This window comes from Arenimonas soli (genome assembly GCF_014643775.1).
Taxonomy (GTDB): domain Bacteria; phylum Pseudomonadota; class Gammaproteobacteria; order Xanthomonadales; family Xanthomonadaceae; genus Arenimonas; species Arenimonas soli.
On sequence record NZ_BMKC01000003.1, the window covers coordinates 62,436 to 76,821 of the forward strand.

14 protein-coding genes are annotated in these 14,386 nt (G+C 69.7%); 4 read left to right on the plus strand and 10 right to left on the minus strand.

The genetic code is table 11. From position 1 onward, the window contains the following. Window positions 1–31: 31 nt before the first annotated feature. From IEX13_RS10900 to IEX13_RS10915, 4 genes are read right to left on the minus strand one after another with little or no spacing between them, the layout of a single operon-like run. Entirely contained in the window at window positions 32–427 is a 396-nt protein-coding gene (locus tag IEX13_RS10900) for a VOC family protein (RefSeq protein ID WP_188664103.1), read from the minus strand. Next, window positions 424–789, minus strand: a complete 366-nt coding sequence (locus IEX13_RS10905; RefSeq protein ID WP_188664105.1) for a DoxX family protein — start codon at window positions 787–789, stop codon at window positions 424–426. The genes IEX13_RS10900 and IEX13_RS10905 overlap by 4 nt, the downstream gene beginning before the upstream one ends. A 25-nt stretch (window positions 790–814) precedes the next feature. Continuing rightward, window positions 815–1,249 (minus strand): hypothetical protein, encoded by a 435-nt coding sequence (locus IEX13_RS10910; protein ID WP_188664107.1) that lies wholly within the window; start codon window positions 1,247–1,249, stop codon window positions 815–817. Between the two features lie 10 nt (window positions 1,250–1,259). After that, entirely contained in the window at window positions 1,260–2,000 is a 741-nt protein-coding gene (locus IEX13_RS10915) for a tetratricopeptide repeat protein (protein WP_188664109.1), read from the minus strand. A gap of 136 nt (window positions 2,001–2,136) precedes the next feature. On the opposite strand from IEX13_RS10915, the gene IEX13_RS10920 reads away from it, so the two are divergent. Together IEX13_RS10920 and IEX13_RS10925 are read left to right on the plus strand one after the other, a co-directional pair. Continuing rightward, window positions 2,137–3,036 carry an NAD(P)/FAD-dependent oxidoreductase gene (locus tag IEX13_RS10920; RefSeq protein WP_188664111.1) on the plus strand — a complete coding sequence of 300 codons (900 nt, stop codon included), beginning with the start codon at window positions 2,137–2,139 and terminating at the stop codon, window positions 3,034–3,036. Window positions 3,037–3,043: 7 nt separating this feature from the next. After that, window positions 3,044–3,679: a 2-hydroxychromene-2-carboxylate isomerase gene (locus tag IEX13_RS10925; RefSeq protein WP_188664113.1), complete on the plus strand. Its 636-nt coding sequence runs from the start codon at window positions 3,044–3,046 to the stop codon at window positions 3,677–3,679. A 6-nt stretch (window positions 3,680–3,685) separates the two neighbouring features. Here IEX13_RS10925 and IEX13_RS10930 read toward each other — a convergent pair whose 3' ends face one another. The 3 genes from IEX13_RS10930 to IEX13_RS10940 all read right to left on the minus strand — a co-directional run bounded on the left by IEX13_RS10930 (window position 3,686) and on the right by IEX13_RS10940 (window position 8,120). Next, on the minus strand, window positions 3,686–4,219 hold the full coding sequence (locus IEX13_RS10930) for a hypothetical protein (RefSeq protein ID WP_188664115.1): 534 nt from the start codon (window positions 4,217–4,219) through the stop codon (window positions 3,686–3,688). Window positions 4,220–4,303: 84 nt separating this feature from the next. Then, the gene (locus IEX13_RS10935) at window positions 4,304–4,834 is read right to left on the minus strand and encodes a YdeI/OmpD-associated family protein (RefSeq protein WP_188664117.1); all 531 of its coding nucleotides are present in this window, start codon (window positions 4,832–4,834) and stop codon (window positions 4,304–4,306) included. 40 nt (window positions 4,835–4,874) lie between these two features. Then, window positions 4,875–8,120, minus strand: a complete 3,246-nt coding sequence (locus tag IEX13_RS10940; RefSeq protein ID WP_188664119.1) for an amidohydrolase family protein — start codon at window positions 8,118–8,120, stop codon at window positions 4,875–4,877. 166 nt (window positions 8,121–8,286) lie between these two features. Between IEX13_RS10940 and IEX13_RS10945 the strand changes: the two genes are divergently transcribed. After that, complete coding sequence (locus tag IEX13_RS10945; protein WP_188664121.1) at window positions 8,287–9,210, plus strand: GGDEF domain-containing protein; 924 nt, start codon at window positions 8,287–8,289, stop codon at window positions 9,208–9,210. Between the two features lie 117 nt (window positions 9,211–9,327). Further along, the gene (locus IEX13_RS10950) at window positions 9,328–11,697 is read left to right on the plus strand and encodes a TonB family protein (RefSeq protein ID WP_188664123.1); all 2,370 of its coding nucleotides are present in this window, start codon (window positions 9,328–9,330) and stop codon (window positions 11,695–11,697) included. Here IEX13_RS10950 and IEX13_RS10955 read toward each other — a convergent pair. The 3 genes from IEX13_RS10955 to IEX13_RS10965 all read right to left on the minus strand — a co-directional run bounded on the left by IEX13_RS10955 (window position 11,694) and on the right by IEX13_RS10965 (window position 14,381). Continuing rightward, window positions 11,694–12,110: a DUF1761 domain-containing protein gene (locus IEX13_RS10955; protein WP_188664126.1), complete on the minus strand. Its 417-nt coding sequence runs from the start codon at window positions 12,108–12,110 to the stop codon at window positions 11,694–11,696. The genes IEX13_RS10950 and IEX13_RS10955 overlap by 4 nt on opposite strands. A gap of 74 nt (window positions 12,111–12,184) precedes the next feature. After that, window positions 12,185–13,057, minus strand: coding sequence for a helix-turn-helix domain-containing protein (locus IEX13_RS10960; protein ID WP_188664128.1), 873 nt, complete (start codon window positions 13,055–13,057; stop codon window positions 12,185–12,187). 67 nt (window positions 13,058–13,124) lie between these two features. Beyond that, a complete protein-coding gene (locus IEX13_RS10965) occupies window positions 13,125–14,381 on the minus strand; it encodes an amidohydrolase family protein (RefSeq protein ID WP_188665295.1) in 1,257 nt (418 codons plus the stop codon). Between the last annotated feature and the right edge of the window lie 5 nt (window positions 14,382–14,386).

The window sequence follows — 14,386 nt, forward strand, 5'->3', positions numbered from 1 at the left end:
ATTCCGTGTTGGATTTCATAAGTTCGCCAGGCTAGGCAGCAGGTTCAAGCAGGTCCCAGAGATTTCCGTACAGATCCCGGAAAACCGCCACCGTCCCGTAGGCCTGCTCCACCGGTTCGCGCACGAATTGCACGCCTTTGGCCCGATAGGCGGCGTAATCGCGCCAGAAGTCGTCGGTGTACAGGAACAGGAATACCCGCTCGCCCGTCTGGTTGCCGACTCGTTCGGACTGACCGGGTGTCGATGCCTGCGCCAGCAGCAGATGGGCCCCGGATCCTCCGGGCGGCGCGACCACCACCCAGCGCTTGCCCTGTTCCGGCACGGGGCGATCCTCCACCAGATGAAAGCCGAGCACGCCGACGTAGAAGGCCAGGGCCTCGTCATAGTTGCGGACGACCAGCGACACCAGGGCGAGCGACTGCTTCATGGTGCCTCGGTCCCAGGCCGCAACAATCGCCTGACATCCGACCGGCGTCGCCAGCCAAGCCAGAAGGCGGCCAGCAGGATGCCCAGCGCCACCAGGCTCATCATCCATTCCTGGTGCAGGACGTGGGTGCCGACCGCGCCCAGCATCAGCGCCGCCAGGCAAAGCGCGGCCAGGGCGGAAAGACGGGGCAGGACAAGGCCCACGGCCCCTGCCACTTCAAGCGCCCCGGTGACGTACATGAACCATAGGGGATAGCCCCAGCGCGCAAACGCTTCGGTTTCGAAGGGCAGGGCCAGCAGCTTGGCACCGCCCGACGCGATGAAGACCAGTGCCAGCAGGAACACGGGGATTCGGGATGTCATCGGCAGCGGTCTCCTCGGCCGGGCGTCATGCGCAGGGCTCAATCCCAAGCAGGAGCAATATCAGGTCGTCAGCGTGGAAAAAATGGACGAAGCGCACCAGCAGGTAGACAGCGCCGGCGCAGAACAGGAAGTACGACAGCGCGTTGAGCCGGGCCCAGGCGCCGGTGCGGACGCGGGTCCTGAGCAGGACCCAGGTGCCGGGTGGCGGCATCTGCCCCGATCGCAGGACTCGCAGCCCCTTGCTCCCGAAGAACACAATGAGAGCGAGCAGGATGGCCGTGCCAAGCCCGATGACAACGCGCATCATCGGCAGGAATTCACACGCGCTGCCACAAGGTTCCCTGGCGGCGATGGTTCGGGCCAACTGGTAGACCGCAAGCAGGACGACGACCGGGATCAGTATCTTTGCCAGCGCAAGCAGGCGCTGGCCAGGTGTCGGCGTAATGAATGGCCCGGGCATGCGCGCCGGGCTATTCCGCCAGGCCCTGGAGCTGCTTGATCCAGTTACGGTCAAGGTCGCGGGAGTGTCGGGGCAGGGTCCTTGCCTTGGCGAGCGATTCGGTCGCCAGCGCCTGCGCCCGCTCGGGTTCGCCCCAGTCGGCCAGCAGGCGGGCGTAGCGGGCGCGGGCTTCCAGCCCGGGGAAACTGTCCACCAGCACCTCGAATTCTTCCTGCGCCTTGGCCTGGTCGCCGCAGGCGGCGACGGCGCGGGCGTAGGTGAGGTGGGCGGTGGGCGAGCGGTAGTTGGGGTGCGCGGCGATCAGCGCGTCTAGGCGGTCGCGGGCGGCCGCCGCGTCTCCGGATTCAAGTTCGGCGCGGGCAAGCTGCGCCAGCACGTCCGGGTCGTCGGCATACAGGCCCTGGGCGGCGGCGCGCAGCAGGGGCACCGCCTCTTCGGCCTGGCCGGAGGCCAGCAGGGCCTGGCCCAGGCGCGTGCGGTTGGCGACGGTGGCGGTGTGGTCGTGGGCTTCGCGCGCCTCGCGCAGTTCGCGGTTCGGGTCCAGCACGCGCCGCACGGCGCTGCCGGCCCGTCGCGCCGTGTAGCTCTGGCGCATTTCCGGCAGCCAGATCGCCACCCCGTAAACGATGCTGCCCAGCAGCGGGAACATGAAAAGGATGAACAGCCAGTACAGGCCCTGGTTGCTGCGGATGGCGTGCACCGCGAAATAGATCGCGACCAGGATATGCAGGCCGAGGCCGAGGATGTGCATGGTGGCTGGCGGGGAAGGGGAACGGTCGGCCGCAGCCTAGCAGCCGGAAAGCACGGCCGGACAGTCCCGGCGGTCCGGGAAGCGTACCCTTGGCGTTCCCGTCAACTTCGGCGGCGGCGATCACGGAGTCCGGGGCATGGGTTACGACCTTATCGTCATAGGCGGCGGCTACGCGGGCATGTCGGCGGCGATGCAGCTGGTCAGGGCCCATCGCACGGTCGTTGTCGTCGACGGCGGCCGGCGCCGCAATCGCAGCGCCGCGACCGCGCACGGCTTCCTGACCCAGGAAGGCGCCGATCCGGCGCAGATCGCCCTGACCGCGCGCGACCAGCTTCGTGCCTATCCCACGCTGACCTGGATCGAGGGCGAAGTCGAAGGTGCGTCGGGCACCTGCGATGCCTTCGAGGTGGTGCTGGGCGACGGCGCCCGGCTCCAGGGCCGGCGCCTGCTGCTGGCCACCGGCGTCTTCGACGAATTGCCCGAAATCCCCGGGCTGGCAGAACGCTGGGGCACCAGCGTCTTCCACTGCCCGTACTGCCACGCCTTCGAACTGGCCAAGGGCCGGATCGGCGTCATCGCCGGCGGCCAGGACTGGGTGCAGCAGGCGGAACTGCTGGCCGAGTGGGGTCGGGTGACCTTGTTGCTCAATGGCCGGGCCGAGCCAGGCCCGGAAGAAGCCCGGGACCTCGACCGTCGCGGCGTTGAACTCGTGGCTGCGCCGGTGGCACGCATCGAAGGCCGCGCCGAGGTGGTGCTGGTGGACGGCCAGCGGCATGTATTCGAAGGGCTTTTCATCGCGCCGCGCCATGTCCCGTCAAGCTCGGTGGCGCAGCGGCTTGGCTGCGCCCTGGAGGACGTGTCCACGGGGGTGCAGGTCCGGACCGACGACGAACATCGAACCAGCCTCGACGGCGTCTTCGCCTGCGGCGACGTCGCGCGTATCCCGCACTCGCTGTCGCAGGCGGTGGCGGACGGCGCCGGGGCAGGCACGCAAATCCACCAATCCCTGGTCTGGCCAGGAAAACGCCTGGAGTAATCCGCACATGTCCGACGCCAAGGTCACCTGGTACTTCGACTTCATCTCGCCCTTCGCCTACCTGCAGTGGCAGGACGTGAAGCGCTTTGACAACTGCCGCGTCGAATGCCGCCCGATCCTGCTTGCGGGCCTGTTGAAGCACCACGGCCACAAGGGGCCGGCGGAAATCCCGTCCAAGCGCCGGTTCACCTACCGCCACGTGCAGTGGCGGGCCGGGCGCAAGGGCATCGCGCTCAACTTCCCGCCGGCGCATCCGTTCAATCCCCTGAACGCGCTGCGGCTGTGCATCGCCGCGGGCGGCACGCCCGAAGCCATCGACCAGATCTTCGACCACCTCTGGCAGGAAGGCCGGGCCGGCGAATCCATCGAAGACCTGCGCCCGGTGGCCAGCCGACTGGGCGTGGTCGACCTGGCGTCCGCGCTCGCCGACCCGCAGGTGAAGGCGGAACTCCGGCGGAACTTCCAATCGGCGCTGGCCGACGAGGTGTTCGGCGTTCCGACGCTGGTGGCGGGCGATGCCTTGTTCTGGGGCGAAGACGCCACTGGACTTTTCGAAGCCTGGCGGCAGGATCCGGGGATTCTTGACACCCCGACGATGAAACGCCTGGACACCCTGCCGGTGGCCACCGCGCGCAAGGCGTAGGGCGACTTATTGGTTGGGGCGCACTACGTCGGTCCCGGGCTTTGCGATCGGTGAGTGCACGTTGAACGTGTAAGTGAACACGACCTCTCCGTCGAATCGGCAGGTCATGGTGTCCACCATGGGCGGTGTCCCGGGCTCGCGGAGCGAGAACACGTAGTACATCGGATTGAAGAAGTGGCCATGCTTTCCGGAAAGTTCGAGCTCGAAGGCATGGCTTGTCGTGTCCTCCTCGAGGACTTCGCCCGGGTTTCCGAACGTGGCGGGTTTGGACAGCGTCGTCCCACACTGGAGCGTGACGCCGTCCTGGTCCGACCGATAGTCGAATTCGAATCCTGTCCAGGTGCAAAGCCTGCGTTCGCCGTTGTAAACGCAACGGCCCTGGTCGGTGACGAATATCTCCCGGGTTTCGTGGCAGACCCAGCCGCTCTGATCGTTCAGGGTCGTATTCGTGCACGCCAGGCCCGCCTTGAAGTTCGAGATCTCGAACGCTGTGCAGGGCTGGGCCGCGGCGAGCAGAAGCAGGAGGCAAGCAAGGCGCATGGTGTCTCCGGGGGCCTGGCCGTTCGGGGCCGTTGCCCGGAAGTGTGCCAGCTTCCGGCGGTGCCGGCCCGGTGCGGTGCGCGGCTATCCGGCGGGCTCGGGCGCCGACAGGCCCTTGCTGTAGATCCCCGATCGGTCGAAGCAGCACACCCGGCGTTTTCCGCTGCCAAGCATGTCGCAGGCGGCGGCAATGCGCTTGGCGCGGGTATCGTCGCGCTTGGCCGTGGTGATCCAGAAGATCCAGTCGTGCCGCTGCCTGGCCGTCAGGCCGGACCATGCGGACTTCGCCGCCGGCGTGGCCGCAAGGGCCTCACGCAGATCGGTCGGCAGCCGCGGCTCCGGCACGTCGTCGGTGGGTGCAAGCATCACCTCGACGGTGTCACCCACGTCCGCCCCGGCCTTCAGGCGGAGCGCCCGGTCCACCTTCAGCCAATGGCTGCCCTTGCCGTCGGGGTCCAGCATGGCGCTGAATGGCTGACCGTTGATCGTACCCGCCACCGCCACCTGGCCGCGGGCAGGCAGTTTGCCGCTGGCAGCGGACGGCAGCACCAGGAACGACCAGGTGGCCCGGGGTGGACTAGCAGGCCGCTGCAGTTCCGCCTTGAACCTGGTCATTTGACGCTCCTCGTTCTCCCCCGCGGTGACGGCCGCGGCCTCAGTGCCCGTGCGGATCCGACTTCGGGCAATGGCAGGGCACCGTCGGGCCGTAGTGCACGCCGGTGGGCACGCCGGCGCCGCCGCGCTGCCAGAAGAACTCGGGCGCGGGGCGCTGCTTGCCGCCGATCTCCGACAGGTCGGCGGCGTTGAACAGGCGGCCGTTGACCATCACCATCGCGGTGTCGTCGCTCTGGCGGATGTCTTCGAGCGGGTTGCCGTCCACGACCACCAGGTCGGCGCGTTTGCCGGTTTCGATCGAGCCGATTTCCTTCGCCAGCCCCAGGTAGTTGGCGCCGTCGATGGTGGCCGCGCGCAGCGCCTCGAAGGGGGTGAAGCCGCCCTGGTGGAGCGACCAGATTTCCCAGTGCGGCGCCATGCCCTGCATCTGGCCGTGGCCACCGACCAGGATCGGCACGCCGGCGTCGCGCAGCACCTTGGCGGCCCTGGCGACCTCGACGTGGTAGTAGTCCCACTCCGGGCCGCCCTGGCGGCGGATGGTGTTTTCGTCCAGCGAGCCCTTCGGGAAGAAGCGGTTCAGGCGCTCGTTCTCCCACAGGTTGTCCTTGGCGTACCAGTAGTACTCGCCGTTGAGCCCGCCGTAGTTCACCACCAGGGTCGGCGTGTTGCCGACCTCGGTGTGGCGCCACAGTTCCACCACGTCGCGGTACAGCGGCGCCACCGGAATGTTGTGCTCGATGCCGGTGACGCCGTCCACCACCATGGTCATGTTGTGCTGGAAGGTGCTGCCGCCTTCTTCCACCACCAGCATGCCCAGCTCGCGCGCGGCCTGGTTGATCTGCTGGCGCTGGTCGCGGCGCGGCTGGTTGTAGCTCTTCACCGAAAACGCGCCGTTGGCCTGCATGCGGCGCAGGTGCGAACGGGCGTCGTCGAGCGAATCGACCGTGGCCTTGAAGTCGCCGTCGGCGCCGTAAAGGATGGTGCCGGTGGAAAACACGCGCGGGCCGACCATCTTGCCGGCCTTCACCAGCTCGGACTGCGAGAACACGAACTCGGTGGTCGCCGACGGGTCGTGCATGGTGGTGATGCCGAAGGCCAGGTTGGCGGCGTAGGCCCAGTTGTTCTGCGGAACCACGCCCTGGCCGAAGTGCGCGGCGTGCGCGTGCACGTCCACGATGCCCGGGAACACGGTCTTGCCGGCCACGTCCACTTCGCGCGCACCGGCCGGGACGGCCACGTCGCCGCGCTTGCCCACCGCCACGATGCGGCTGCCGCGCACGACCACCACGCCGTCCTCGATCACTTCCCGGGCGTTGTCGGCGTCACGCATGGTCACCACGCGGCCGCCGACCAGGGCGAAGGTGTCGTCGGGTCGGTCGCTGTCGATGCGCAGGCCCACGGGCACGCCGGCATCGGCCTTGCCCGCCGCCAGCGCGCGGCTGTGGTAGCGGTCGCCGACCATCCAGTGCACCGACTTCGAGTCCGCGCCCCAGTGCAGGTAGCTGCCCATGTCGGTGCCCAGCGCGGTCACCGGCAGCGCCTTGGTGTCCTTGTTGAGCTCGATCGAGCCGCCCGTGGCCGGCAGCGGCGCCACGTAGCCATTGAACAGCTCGGTGAAGGCCACCGACCTGCCGTCCGGGCTGATCGCCACGTGGTCCACGTACTTGAGGTTGAATACTTCGCGCGGCTGTTCGCCGTGCAGGCCGGCGCTCATCAGCTTCTTCTCGAGGCCACCACCGGTGAGGAAATACACGCGTTCGCCGTCGGCCGAGAACTGCGGGTCGGCGCCGTTGCCGGCGACTTCCACCGCTTCGCCACCGGCAGCCGGCATCACGAAGATGCCGCGGCTGCCGCTCCACAGGCTGCCGGTGAGGCCGCCGCCGCCCTGGCGCGAATAGACCACGCGCGAGCCGTCCGGCGAGTAGCGCGGGCCGTAATAAAAGCCGGGCTCGGTGGTGAGCTTGCGGGTCTGGCCGCTGGCGACGTCCAGTTCGTGGATCGCGCCCAGCTCGGCGTCCGACCAGGTGGTGAACAGCAGCTTGCGGCCGTCGCGGCTGAAGCTGGGCTGGTACTCGAAGCGCGAATCGTCGTCCATCAGCCGGCGCGGCTGCCCGCCCGGCAGCGACTTGGTCCACAGCTGGCCGACGGCGTGGAAGACCAGGGTCTTGCCGTCCGGGCTGGTGGCGACGTCGCGGATCATCTTCGCGGTGAAGTCATCGCCCTCGATCTGCTGCTCAAAGCGCAGCGCCGGCAGCACGCTCTGCTCGACCTGGGCAGTGAAGGGGATATTGCCGGCCTTGCCGCTGGCGATGTCCACCTGCCACAGCTTGCCCTGCGCCCACACCACCACCGCTTTCGAATCCGGCGTCCAGTCGAAGCCGGGGTAGGGGCCGAAGATCGCCCAGGCTTCCTGCTGGTCATGCGAAAGGCCGTCCCAGACCGGGCGCACGAAGCCCGACTCGAGGTCGATCACGTGCAGCACCGACTTGTCGCGCACGCGTTTGACGAAGGCCAGCTGCTTGCCGTCCGGCGAAGGCTGCGGCCGCACCGCGCCGCCGGCGCCGGCGACGATGGTTTCGGTTTCACCGGTTTCGCGGTCCAGGCGCTTGATCGCGTAGATGGTGCCGTGCACGTTGCGGTTGTACTGGAACATGCCGCCCGGGCTGACGTCTTCGGAGTAGTAGACGTAGCGGCCGTCGGCCGACACCGCCGGTTCGCCCAGGTCCTGCTGGTCGTTCTTGCGCTTGGTCAGCTGCAGCCCGCTGCCGCCGTCGCGGTGGAACATCCACAGCTCGCCCGCGCCCAGCGACCGGCCCGAGGTGAAATGCTTGCGGCCGACGATGAACTGGCCGTCCGGCGTCCAGTAGGGGCTGTTGAGCAGGCGGAAGTCCTCCTTCGACACCTGGGTGGCGCCGCTGCCGTCGGCCTTCATGCGCCAGAGGTTGTTGCCGCCGCCGCGGTCGGAGGTGAACGCCACTTCCTTGCCGTCGGGCGAAAACCGCGGCTGGATGTCCCAGGCCGGGCCGCTGGTCAGGCGCCTTGCCTCGCCGCCGGCGGCGGGAAGTTCATAGATGTCGCCCAGCATCGAAAACACGATGCGGCGGCCGTCCGGGCTCAGGTCCAGGTCCAGCCAGGTGCCTTCGTCGGTGCTGAAGCGGACCGTCTTGCCCTTGGCGTGCGCCTTCTGCACGTCCCATTTGTCTTTCCCGTCCTTGTCGGCGGCCTGGGCGGTGGTGGTGCAGGCCAGGGCAAGGCCCAGGGCGAAGGCAAGCGGGCGAGGCGTCATCGAGGGCTCCGGGTGCGGAAATCAATCGGCCGATGCTAGGGCAAGCGCGGGTCGCGCCCCTAGGCCGAAGGTCATGGCTGCCTGAAAGCGTGAGCCGGTTCCCAGCTTCGGTGTCCCGCGGCCCGGCTTGCTTGTGCTGGGCCCCCGGCTGCCGGAAAGTAGGGCCATGAACGCCGCCCCCCGCCGTTCCCGCCCCGTGTTTCCGGCAGTTTTCCTGCTGGCGATGGCCTGGGCCGGGCCGGTCCTCGCTGCAGCCCCCAGCCCCGTCGCCGCGTCCGCGGCCTGGCTGGCGGTGGGCCTGGCCCTGGGCCTGGCGGCGGCGATGCTGGCCTGCTGGACGGTCATGCGCGACCGTCTTCAGCCAGGTGAAGGCTGGGGCCTGCAGGCGGGCGCGGCGCTGGTGCTGCTGGTGGCGGCGGTTTTCCTGGCCGGTGCCTACCCGTGGATCCTGGCCGGGGCCGGGGCGGCCGTGGCGGGCTGGGGGCTGTGGCTGGTGCGCAGCCTGTCCGGCGGCATGCACCACCTGCTGCTTGAACGCGACCACGCCCGCGCCGAAGCCAGCCGGGTAAAGGCCGATTCCGAACGCGACCCGCTGACCGGCGTGCTCAACCGCGGCGCCTGGCGCGCCCGGCTCGAGCGCCTGGCCGAAGACACCCAGCAGGACAACCGGCCGCTGTCGGTGCTGTTCTTCGACATCGACCTGTTCAAGCTCATCAACGACAGCCTGGGTCACCAGGTTGGCGACGAGTGCCTGAGGGCGGTGGCCGACACCGTCGCCGCCGAACTGCGCGGTGGCGACATCCTGGGGCGCCTGGGCGGCGAAGAATTCGCCGTGGCCCTGCCGGGCGCGCGCCGCATCCACGCGCTGGCCGTCGGCGAACGCGTGCGCACGTCGGTGCAGAAACATTGCCAGGCCGTGGGCGAGGAAGTGGTGGAACTGACCGTCAGCGTCGGCGCCGCCGAACACCTGGGCCCGGAAGAAGCCCTGGACGCCCTGGTCGATCGCGCCGACCGCGCCATGTACACGGCGAAGGATTCGGGCCGCAACATGGTGGTGGCGGACGCCGCCGTGCCGCCCGGGGCGAACTGAACCCGGGCCCGCAGGGCCGTTCACGGCCGTTTTCCCCGTTGGCCCTGCCAAGGCCAGCGATCCCGCGCCAGCGGGCGTATGCTGGACCCGCGCAGGACGAATCGGGGGGTTGGTTGCATGCGCAGCGCGATCCAGGTCGGGGACAGCATCGGACCGTTCACCATCGTCGCCAAGCTTGGCCGCGGCGGCATGTCCACGGTCTACAACGCCTACGAAGCCGGGCTCGAGCGCGAGGTCGCGCTGAAGGTGCTGCCGATCGACCTGCTCGAAGAGCCTGGTTTCGCCGAACGTTTCGAACGCGAGGCGCGGCTTATCGCCAAGCTCGAACACCCGCATATCGTTCCGCTGTACAACTACGGCATCGACGAAGGCGTGCCCTGGATGGCCCTGCGCCTGGTGCGCGGCGGCCATCTCGGCGAACGACTGGAACGCGACGCCATCGGCCGCGAAGCCGGACTGGCCTATTTCACCATGGTCGCCGACGCGCTCGACCACGCCCACAGCCTGGGCGTGGTGCACCGCGACCTCAAGCCCCAGAACGTGCTGCTGGGCGAACACGGCGAACTGTACCTGGCCGACTTCGGCATCTCGCGCATGCTGCAGGGCCGCACCACCATCACCAGCACCGGCGCGGTGCTCGGCACGCCCCAGTACATGTCGCCCGAACAGGCCCAGGACTCCCAGGTGGGTCCGGCCACCGACATCTACGCGCTGGGCATCATGGTCTACCAGTGGATGACCGGCGTGCTGCCCTTCGACGCCGATACGCCGTATGCGGTGATGTACAAGCACGTGAACGCACCGCTGGCCCTGGCGCCGCTCGAGCCCTTCCCGGAACGTGCGCGCGAGGTGCTGGCCTGCGCCCTGGCGAAAGCGTCCGACGAACGCTGGCCCAGCGCCGGCAAGTTCATCGAGGAACTGGCCGGCGCCCTGGGCGTGCAGGAAGTTCCGGGGCAGGTGCTGGCGGCAGGGCGGCTGCCGTCGTCGGTCGCCGCGGCGATCTCGGCCCGCAAGCTGTCGCGGGTGCCCGCGGCACCGACCGAATACATGGGCCAGACGCCGGCCGGCACGCCGCCGGTGGGCATGCGCACGCCGCGCCCCGGCCTGGAGACACCGCCGCAGGGCATCGCGACGCCGCACTCGGGATCCAACCAACCGGTGCAGCCGACCATCGTGCAGGGCGCGGGCTCGCCGGAAGCACCAACCTCGCCCGGCCGCGCGCTGCCGCCATCGGGTGGCGCGGGCGGCGGAGGCGGCGGTGGAAGTGATGCCGCCGGCAGCGGTGGGGGCGGCAGTGGCCTCGTGGCGCCGGGCGAACTGCAGTTCCGCCCGCGCACGCCGCCGCCCAGGGCGAAGATGGACCCGAAGCTGCTGGGCATCGGGGCCGGCGCCGCCCTGTTGCTGCTGCTGGTGCTGGTTTGGGCCTTCAGCGGTGGCGACGACGAGCCGCCGCCGGACGAACCGGTGGTCGCGGCCGAAGCCGACGACGCCCAAGCCGCCCCCGAAGAACCCGCCGTACCGCCGCCGCTGCCGGCCGGCGACGCCCGCCTGCTGCTTGAATCCGACCTGGCCTGCGAGCTGTCCATCAACGGCGTGCATCGCGCCGACCTCAAGGCCCTGACGCCGCTTCGGCTTGAACTGGCGCCGGGTCGCTACCAGCTGGCCTGCGTGTCGCCCGCGCACCCGGACATCGTGTCCGCGCAGGTGGCCACGGTGGTGCGCGAAGAGCCGACGGTGGCGCTGTTCGAGCTCAAGTACGAAATCGAGGAACGCGAACGCCAGCGCCAGGCCGCCGAGCGCCGCAAGAAGGAGCAGGCCGATGCCGAAGCCCTGGCCCGCCAGCGCCAGGAAGACCAGGAAGCCGCCGAAGCGCGTCGTCTTATCGAAGAAGCCAAGCGCCGCGAGGAAGACCGCGTGGCCGAAGAAGAACGCAAGCTGCAGGAAGCGCGCAACGCCGCCGATCGTCGCCGCCGCGAAGAAACCCTGAAGCTCGACGAGGCCCGTCGCGCCGCCGCCGCCCGCCGCAGCGGCAGCACGCCGGCCCAGGCGACCGTGGCCGCGCCTCCCGACGCCGCCGAACAGGCCCGGCAGGACCAGGCCCGTCGCCAGGCCGAGGCGCGGCGCCAGGCCGAGGCGAAGAAAAAGGCCGACGAAGAAGCCGCCCGCCTCGCCGCCGAACAGCTGGCCGCTGAACAGGCCGCTGCCGCAGCGGCCGCCGCCGCCGCGCCGCCACCCAGGCGCCTCACGCCCATCCCGGTCAGCACCCCGCAGCCGTCCTATCCGCCCGACGCCCTGCGCAGCGGCATCACCGGCGACGTGCAGGTGGAGATCACCATCGGCCGCGATGGCCGCGTCAAGGACGTGCGCGTGCTGCAGTCACGCCCGCGCGGCACCTTCGAGCGTGAAGTCACCAGCACCGTGCGAGGCTGGCGCTTCGAGCCGCTGGACGAAGAAGCCACGCTGACCCGCAACTTCGTTTTCCGCTAGCCCACCGCCGCCGGCAGCGGCCACAGCGCCAGGATCAACCCGATCAGGGTGAACTGCAGCGTGTGGTAGCCGCCGTTGATGGCGAAGAGCTTGAAGCTCTTGCGCTCGAACAGGTAGTTGATGCCGAAGCTGGCCGAAACCCAGCAAAGCCCGGCCGAAAAACCCGCGCCCAGCCCCAGCGCCAGCGGCGGCCGCGGTCCCAGGAACATGGCGAAGACGAAGCTGGCGATGAAACACAGCACCAGCGTCGAGCCAAGAATCACGGCCATGTTGCCCTTGGCCAGTTCCTCGTCGCTCAGGCCGACTTCGCGCTGCCAGGCCTTGCCGAAGAGCATGGGCGAATACCACAGGCCGCCCAGCACCAGGCTGGCGACTGCGGCGGTGATGATGGCCCAGATGTTGATCTCTCCCATTGCCGTCTCCCCACGGTGTTGGTTGGAATATTGCCCAGCGTGAAAGCCGCGGCGCCGGGCGTCTTGTAAAAACGTTACCTGACGACCACCGCGTTGCCATCGGCACGCGCGTGGCGAATGAACTCCCCCGGCGCGAAGCCACTGAAGGCGTGGAAATCGCGCGCCAGGTGCGATTGGTCGAAATAGCCGCACTGCAGCGCCAGTTCGGTCCAGGGCACGCGGTCGCGGCCGGCAAGCATGGCCACCGCCGCGCGGAACCGGTGTATCCGCGCCAGCGATTTCGCGCCAAGGCCGACTTGCTGGCGAAACAGTCCGGCAAGGTGTTTGCGGCTTACGCCGGCTTCCTTGGCCAGGGCTTCCACGGCTACCTGGCCGGCGCTGGCTTCGATGCGGTGCACGGCCCAGGCCAGAAGCGGGTTGCTTGCCCGGCGCGGATCCAGGCGCTTGGCCAGCCAGCTTTCCACCAGGCTGAAACGCGCGGGCAGGGAAGGACAGGCGAGCAGGCGATCGCGCAGTTCGGTGGCGGGGGGTCCCAGCAGGTCGGCCAGCGGCAGGATGCGGTCGCCAAGTTCATGGGCGTCGGTGCCCAGCCAGGGCCGGCCGCCGTTGGCGCGGAAGGCCACGCCGAACAAGGCGTTCCCATGCGGTGCCTCGGTATCGATCGGGCCCTGGTGCTGGCCGGAATACCAGATGTCGTCGAAAGCCACGCGCCGCTCCGGCGGGCCGGGTTCGATGCGGTACTGCACCGGACCGAGATTCACCAGCAGGAAACTCTCGCCTGAAGGCAGGATCCGGTCGCGCTGGTAGCCGGTATGGCCCTCGCCGTACCACAGCATCGACACCACGCCGGCCAGGGCCGGCGGCGGCGGGCACCAGGCCACGGTCCAGCGGCCCAGGGCATCGTCCTGGTGGTGCACTCGCAGGCGCTGGCGCAGGTCGCCGTCCATGGCCGGCATCGTGGGCCGGAAGAGCCGGGGCGGCAAGCCCCGGCCGGCTTCCATTTTGGGAGGGGATTCAGCGGGCCGGGTACGCCCGCGGCAGCGGGCCTTCCGGCGCCAGGTAGCGGTCGCGCAGTTCGGTCTGGCGCGAACGCATGCGCGTCGCGACGCCCTTGAACCACACCTGTTCGGCGTAGGTGCTTACTTCCAGCGGGTCGCCGCTCCACAGCACCAGGTCGGCCGCCTGGCCGACGGCGATGCGGCCGCGGTCGTTCACGCCGAACGCCTCGGCCGGTACGGCGGTCAGGCCGGCCAGCGCCGCTTCCCAAGGCAGGCCGTGGGCGACGGCGTTGCCGGCCAGCTGGCGCTGCTTGCGGGCGTTGTGGGTGGCGTCACCGCGCTTGCTGAAACCGACCTTGACGCCGGCCGCGTGCAGGCGCGCGGCGGTGTCCAGGTCCGAGGCCAGGCTGTCGAAGCTGCCGGGCAGGTTGGCCAGCGCATCCACCAGCACCACGGCGTCCGCGGCCTTGATTTCCGCGGCCACGCGCCAGGCTTCGGCGCCGCCGGCGATGACCGGGCGCATGCCGTTTTTCCTGGCGAATGCCAGCACCTGCCGGATGTCGGCGGCGCGGTCGACCTGGAACACCACCCGGCCACCGGCCAGGTAGCGCGCCAGCGTGGCGCGGCCGGCGCGGGTCAGCAGGTCGCCGTTGCCGGCGCGGGCTTCCGCCACGGCCTGTTCCAGCAACATCCACTGGCCGGCGCGGCTGCCGCCCGAGAGCTGCGAGGCGTCACCGCCGAGGTCGATGAACAGGCTGCGGCTGCCCGCCAGCGCGGCGTCGTAGCGACCGTCGAGCAGCATGGCGCTGCCCTGGCCTGCGACGAAACTGCCGCCCGGCAGCGCCGAGGGCGAGAGCACGGTGAAGGTGATGCCTTCGATGCGGTTCACGCCGATCGCGGCCGAATGCGGATTGAAGGCCACGTCCACGTCGAACTCCGGACGCCAGGACGAGCCTTCGTGCGCCGGCACCATCGCGCCCAGCGCCAGGCCGGCATCCACGGTGGCGGCTTCGCCGGAGACTTCTTCGATGCCCAGGCCGGTGAGGCCGCCGAACAGGCCCGGCGTCAGCGGCCGGCCCCTGGCCTCGACCACGGGCACGCCGGCCGGTGCGGCCAGGCCGGGGCCGATGGCGCGCACCACGCCGCCCTGCACCAGCACGTCGTGGTTCTTCAGCGTGCCGGCCGCGGCCGCGGTGTGCACGGTGGCGTCGCGGATCAGCAGGTCCTGGGCGAAGGCGGGCAGCGCGGCGGCCAGCAGCAGGGGAACCATCATCAGGC

What these genes read in the sequence shown, in the direction of transcription:
- IEX13_RS10900 (WP_188664103.1), bottom strand. Translation starts at nt 427, where the DNA reads ATGAAGCAGTCGCTCGCCCTGGTGTCGCTGGTCGTCCGCAACTATGAC.
- IEX13_RS10905 (WP_188664105.1), bottom strand. Translation starts at nt 789, where the DNA reads ATGACATCCCGAATCCCCGTGTTCCTGCTGGCACTGGTCTTCATCGCG.
- IEX13_RS10910 (WP_188664107.1), bottom strand. Translation starts at nt 1,249, where the DNA reads ATGCCCGGGCCATTCATTACGCCGACACCTGGCCAGCGCCTGCTTGCG.
- IEX13_RS10915 (WP_188664109.1), bottom strand. Translation starts at nt 2,000, where the DNA reads ATGCACATCCTCGGCCTCGGCCTGCATATCCTGGTCGCGATCTATTTC.
- IEX13_RS10920 (WP_188664111.1), top strand. Translation starts at nt 2,137, where the DNA reads ATGGGTTACGACCTTATCGTCATAGGCGGCGGCTACGCGGGCATGTCG.
- IEX13_RS10925 (WP_188664113.1), top strand. Translation starts at nt 3,044, where the DNA reads ATGTCCGACGCCAAGGTCACCTGGTACTTCGACTTCATCTCGCCCTTC.
- IEX13_RS10930 (WP_188664115.1), bottom strand. Translation starts at nt 4,219, where the DNA reads ATGCGCCTTGCTTGCCTCCTGCTTCTGCTCGCCGCGGCCCAGCCCTGC.
- IEX13_RS10935 (WP_188664117.1), bottom strand. Translation starts at nt 4,834, where the DNA reads ATGACCAGGTTCAAGGCGGAACTGCAGCGGCCTGCTAGTCCACCCCGG.
- IEX13_RS10940 (WP_188664119.1), bottom strand. Translation starts at nt 8,120, where the DNA reads ATGACGCCTCGCCCGCTTGCCTTCGCCCTGGGCCTTGCCCTGGCCTGC.
- IEX13_RS10945 (WP_188664121.1), top strand. Translation starts at nt 8,287, where the DNA reads ATGAACGCCGCCCCCCGCCGTTCCCGCCCCGTGTTTCCGGCAGTTTTC.
- IEX13_RS10950 (WP_188664123.1), top strand. Translation starts at nt 9,328, where the DNA reads ATGCGCAGCGCGATCCAGGTCGGGGACAGCATCGGACCGTTCACCATC.
- IEX13_RS10955 (WP_188664126.1), bottom strand. Translation starts at nt 12,110, where the DNA reads ATGGGAGAGATCAACATCTGGGCCATCATCACCGCCGCAGTCGCCAGC.
- IEX13_RS10960 (WP_188664128.1), bottom strand. Translation starts at nt 13,057, where the DNA reads ATGGACGGCGACCTGCGCCAGCGCCTGCGAGTGCACCACCAGGACGAT.
- IEX13_RS10965 (WP_188665295.1), bottom strand. Translation starts at nt 14,381, where the DNA reads ATGATGGTTCCCCTGCTGCTGGCCGCCGCGCTGCCCGCCTTCGCCCAG.